Annotated in this window: 3 protein-coding genes; all 3 read right to left on the bottom strand. The window is 52.4% G+C overall.

Annotated elements, in window-relative coordinates; genetic code table 11:
• Positions 1-442: 442 nt before the first annotated feature.
• On the bottom strand, positions 443-1,423 hold the full coding sequence (locus H6F43_RS08420; RefSeq protein ID WP_190342347.1) for a GDP-L-fucose synthase: 981 nt from the start codon (positions 1,421-1,423) through the stop codon (positions 443-445).
• 355 nt (positions 1,424-1,778) lie between these two features.
• Entirely contained in the window at positions 1,779-2,834 is a 1,056-nt protein-coding gene (gmd, locus tag H6F43_RS08415; protein WP_190342346.1) for a GDP-mannose 4,6-dehydratase, read from the bottom strand.
• Positions 2,835-3,003: 169 nt separating this feature from the next.
• Complete coding sequence (locus H6F43_RS08410) at positions 3,004-3,831, bottom strand: WecB/TagA/CpsF family glycosyltransferase (RefSeq protein WP_199290218.1); 828 nt, start codon at positions 3,829-3,831, stop codon at positions 3,004-3,006.
• Positions 3,832-4,205 lie beyond the last annotated feature (374 nt).

The raw sequence follows: 4,205 nt of genomic DNA, 5'->3' as shown, positions 1-4,205 counted from the left end.
TAGGATTCAACTACCCCTCAACAATCGGGGCAGACTACTTCACGATCGCCCTCATGGTGCCCTCGCAGGGGCAAGGCGTTCAGTACGTAGATATGGTTCAAGACCAAACTCCAGCTAAGCTTCAGCAGGTGATTCAAGCTTGGAACCGCATCACGAATCCCGGCAGTCGCTAATTGTAGTCATACCAATTCGGAGTTCGGAGTTTGCAATTACGAACTCCGAACTCCGAATTGGTAATTCTCTAGATTTCAGCTACAGATCAAATCATTAAGACGCAGACAGATTCGAGTTTCTGCAATTCCGTAGCTTGCTGCGCGAGAAGCAAGTATTCCGAACTCCGAATTCCGAATTGGTATCACACCTCGATCCGACGGCCGCGCGATCGCCCACAGTATTGTGGGCGATCGCACGGTAAACAATCAGCATCTTGTGGGTACTGCGCTTAGACGTGAGCGGCACTCTGAGACAGCGACGACTGCTCGGCGTGTGCTGCGTACCACTCGATCGTGTTCTTGAGTCCCTGACGGAAATCTACCTGCGCTTTGAAGCCAAAGGCTTTTTCCGCCCGATCGATGTCCAAACAGCGACGAGGTTGACCATTGGGCTTGTCGGTTTCCCACACAAGCTCGCCCTCAAATTCCATCAGTTCGCAAATCAACTCGACCAAATCGCGAATCGAGATCTCAATGCCCGTTCCCAAATTGACGGGTTCCGAATCGCTGTAGAACTGCGTTGCCATCACAATTCCGCGTGCCGCGTCTTCAGAGTAGAGAAACTCGCGCGTCGGGCTACCGTCGCCCCATACAGGCAGAGAGGCATCGCCGCGCTGCTTCGCTTCGTAGACTTTGCGAATCAAAGCGGGAATCACGTGAGAACTGCGCGGGTCAAAGTTGTCTTCGGGACCGTACAGGTTTACCGGAAGCAGATAAATGCCATCGAAGTTGTATTGCTGCCGATATGCCTGAAGCTGCACCAGCAACGCTTTTTTGGCGATGCCATAGGGTGCGTTGGTTTCTTCGGGGTAGCCGATCCACAGATCGTCTTCTTTGAACGGAACAGGCGTAAATTTGGGATAGGCACAGATTGTGCCGACGCAAACGAACTTTTCGACTCCGGCTTCATAGGCAGCATGAATGAGCTGCGAACCCATAATTAAGTTGTCGTAGAACAGTTCGGCGGGTTTTTCGCGATTCAAGCCAATGCCGCCTACGTGAGCGGCTAAGTGAATGATGATGTCTTGCTGCTCAACAACGCGCTGGCAGCTTTCTAGTTTGCGGAGGTCGAAGGTCTGCGATCGAGGCACCGAAATTTTCTGGAAATCGGCTCCGGCTTGACACAGTTGCGCGATTACCTGCCGACCCAGAAATCCGGCTCCACCTGTGACTACAATTCGCTTGTCCTTGAGATCCAATGCTGCTGTCATAATACGGGTTGCCTATGGGAAAGGGTTGAGGGTTAGCTTATGGGAAAAGGTTGAGGGTTAGCTGTTAGCCAATCGGTATTAGCCAACCGCGATCGGTCATTCGTTTTTAGAGTGACATCATTAGTTCGGTGCCTCTAGGGGAGAGTCGATTCCGACTGACAGACAAACAGACAAATCGTTTGCTCGAATCGCTGAAGACCTCTCCCTAACCCTCTCCTGCGAGGAGAGGGAACTGGACGTTCATCTGACTCCCCTTTCCATATCGGAAAGGGGTTGGGGGAGAGGTCGTTCAAAGCTTTGTCAGTCAATGAGGATCGATCGCAGTCACTAACGACGCACTACTACCAACTGGCGATTAGCGAATCGTAGCTAAATCGCGGATTGGTTGTGGGCTATGTCCGTTGAGGGGAACCAGCCCCAGAGCTTGCAGATCCGCTTCTACCATCAGGTTAACCAACTGCTCAAACGTCACAGAGGGTTCCCAACCTAGCTGTTGCTTCGCTTTAGCCGGATCACCAATCAAGAGATCTACTTCCGTCGGACGCAGATAGCGCTCATCAAACTCCACATGGTCTTGCCAATTCAGGTTGACATAGCCAAATGCCACATCCAGGAATTCGCGAATGGAGTGGGTTTCGCCAGTTGCGACCACGTAATCGTCGGGCTGCTCTTGCTGGAGCATCAGCCACATTGCCCGCACATAGTCTTTGGCGTAGCCCCAGTCCCGCTTAGAATCCAGGTTGCCTAAGTACAGCTTTTTCTGCTTTCCAGCGACAATCCGAGCGACCGCGCGGGTAATTTTGCGGGTGACAAACGTCTCACCGCGTCGGGGCGACTCGTGGTTAAACAGAATGCCGTTGCAGGCAAACAGATTGTAGGATTCGCGGTAGTTGATCGTTATCCAGTGCCCAAATACTTTGGCGCAGGCGTAAGGACTACGGGGATAGAACGGTGTCGTTTCTTTTTGCGGAACTTCCTGCACTAATCCATACATTTCCGACGAGCCTGCTTGATAGAAGCGGACTTCGATTCCGGTACGGTGCTGGTAGTCGCGCACCGCTTCTAGCAGCCGCAGGGTACCCGTTCCAACGGTGTCTACTGTGTATTCCGGCGAGTCAAAGCTAACGCGAACGTGCGACTGAGCACCGAGATTGTAGATTTCAGTTGGCTTCACGTCTTCGAGGATGCGTCGCAACGTGGTGCCATCGGTGAGGTCGCCGTAGTGTAGAAACAACCGCACGCCCTCAGAGTGAGGATCTTCGTAGATGTGATCGATGCGATCGGTATTAAAGGTCGAAGTCCGACGAATAATTCCATGCACCTCGTAGCCCTGTTCTAGTAAGAACTCACTCAGGTAAGACCCATCCTGACCTGTAATTCCGGTAATGAGTGCTCGCTTCAACTGCGTCATGTTCAATAGTCCTTGATCCTAAGTAGACGGAAAACGGTTTAGCGGGGTAGTGCATCGACAAGGCAACTGCCTTGTCTCCTGAAAACTTTGCTCTGCGCAATAGCTCACGGCGACTCAAGTCGCTATCAGCCATTAGCTTATTCTCTTAGTTCTGCTGTCAGATGTGTGGCTACTTGTGGCTGGCCGCCTCAGACCAACGACGCGCAAATAAGCTCCTGACCCACTGCGTGAGGAAAAATATCACAAAGCGAGGGTTGTGCTTGGCGTAACGCTTCCACAACCGCCTCGGCTCCATCGCTAGGCGAAACGCCCACTCTAGGCACAGGGTTTGCATCCAGACGGGTGCCTGCTTCACACGACCCCCATGAAAATCAAAGGCGGCTCCCACGCCCAGCATCACTGCGGGAATTGCTCCGCGATGCACCTGCATCCACAACTCCTGCTTTGGGCAGCCTAGTCCCACAAAGAGAACCCGCGCTCCAGACTCGGCAATCTGTCGGGTGTATTCGGCATCTTCGGTGGGGGTAAGAGGGCGATAGGGCGGCGAGATAGAGCAGGCAACCTGAATGCCCGGAAAGCGATGGTGCAGAAATGCTTCAAACGTCGCTAGAGAGTCAGGACTGCCGCCATATAAGCCGATCGGAACTCCCTGCTGAGCTGCCGCTTCGCACACATGCAGCGTCAGACTGGGTCCGCGAACCTGTGAGGCAGTCCTCATGCCCAATGCCCGTAACGCTTGCACCAGCGGCTTACCATCGGGTGTTATGAGGTCAGCCTGGTTCACGACACGAGCAAACTCAGTTTTGTCGTAAGACTCCATCACCATGTGTACGTTTGCTGCACACACATAGCGGCTTTCACCCGCCTTCGCCCACGCCATTACTTGCTGGGTAGCGTCTGGATAACTGGTGACATCGACCCGCATTCCCAAGATATAGCAATGCTTGGTGGACGGTGGGTTGTGATGCTTGATTGTTGTTGCATCATCCGTTCCCATACAATCAGTTGTATACTTCACTTCAGCTACCTACCTATTCACAATGATTTGGCTTTAGCCATTTAGCCGTTTCGGGAGACGGATTCATCAGGTAGAGTTACCTATGGGTACGCACGATGCTCGCCAAGTACGGCTCCTCGAGATGATCGCAATTTCAGGGCATTGGCTGTGGTCTGGGTTGAACATGCATTAACAAACTGAGCAAAGTGTGCGCGATGAATCCGTGATGCAGTCCTTAAAACTGCTTACGGGATTTACACACTTCTTCCGGAGGAAGGGCTGCAAACCGTAGAAACACGGTGAGCCTTATACGAACCTCAAACAAGATTCAGTAACGCAAAGTTTATGTAAAGGTTAATGTAGTTATCAGCGAT

Source organism: Leptolyngbya sp. FACHB-36 (assembly GCF_014695955.1).
Classification (GTDB): domain Bacteria; phylum Cyanobacteriota; class Cyanobacteriia; order Leptolyngbyales; family Leptolyngbyaceae; genus FACHB-36.
Note: the sequence above shows the minus strand (reverse complement) of the source record. Positions and strands in the feature narration are given on the sequence as shown.

Bases quoted from the DNA above. Each gene is read 5' to 3' on its own strand.
- H6F43_RS08410 (WP_199290218.1), bottom strand. From the start codon at position 3,831: ATGGGAACGGATGATGCAACAACAATCAAGCATCACAACCCACCGTCC.
- gmd (WP_190342346.1), bottom strand. From the start codon at position 2,834: ATGACGCAGTTGAAGCGAGCACTCATTACCGGAATTACAGGTCAGGAT.
- H6F43_RS08420 (WP_190342347.1), bottom strand. From the start codon at position 1,423: ATGACAGCAGCATTGGATCTCAAGGACAAGCGAATTGTAGTCACAGGT.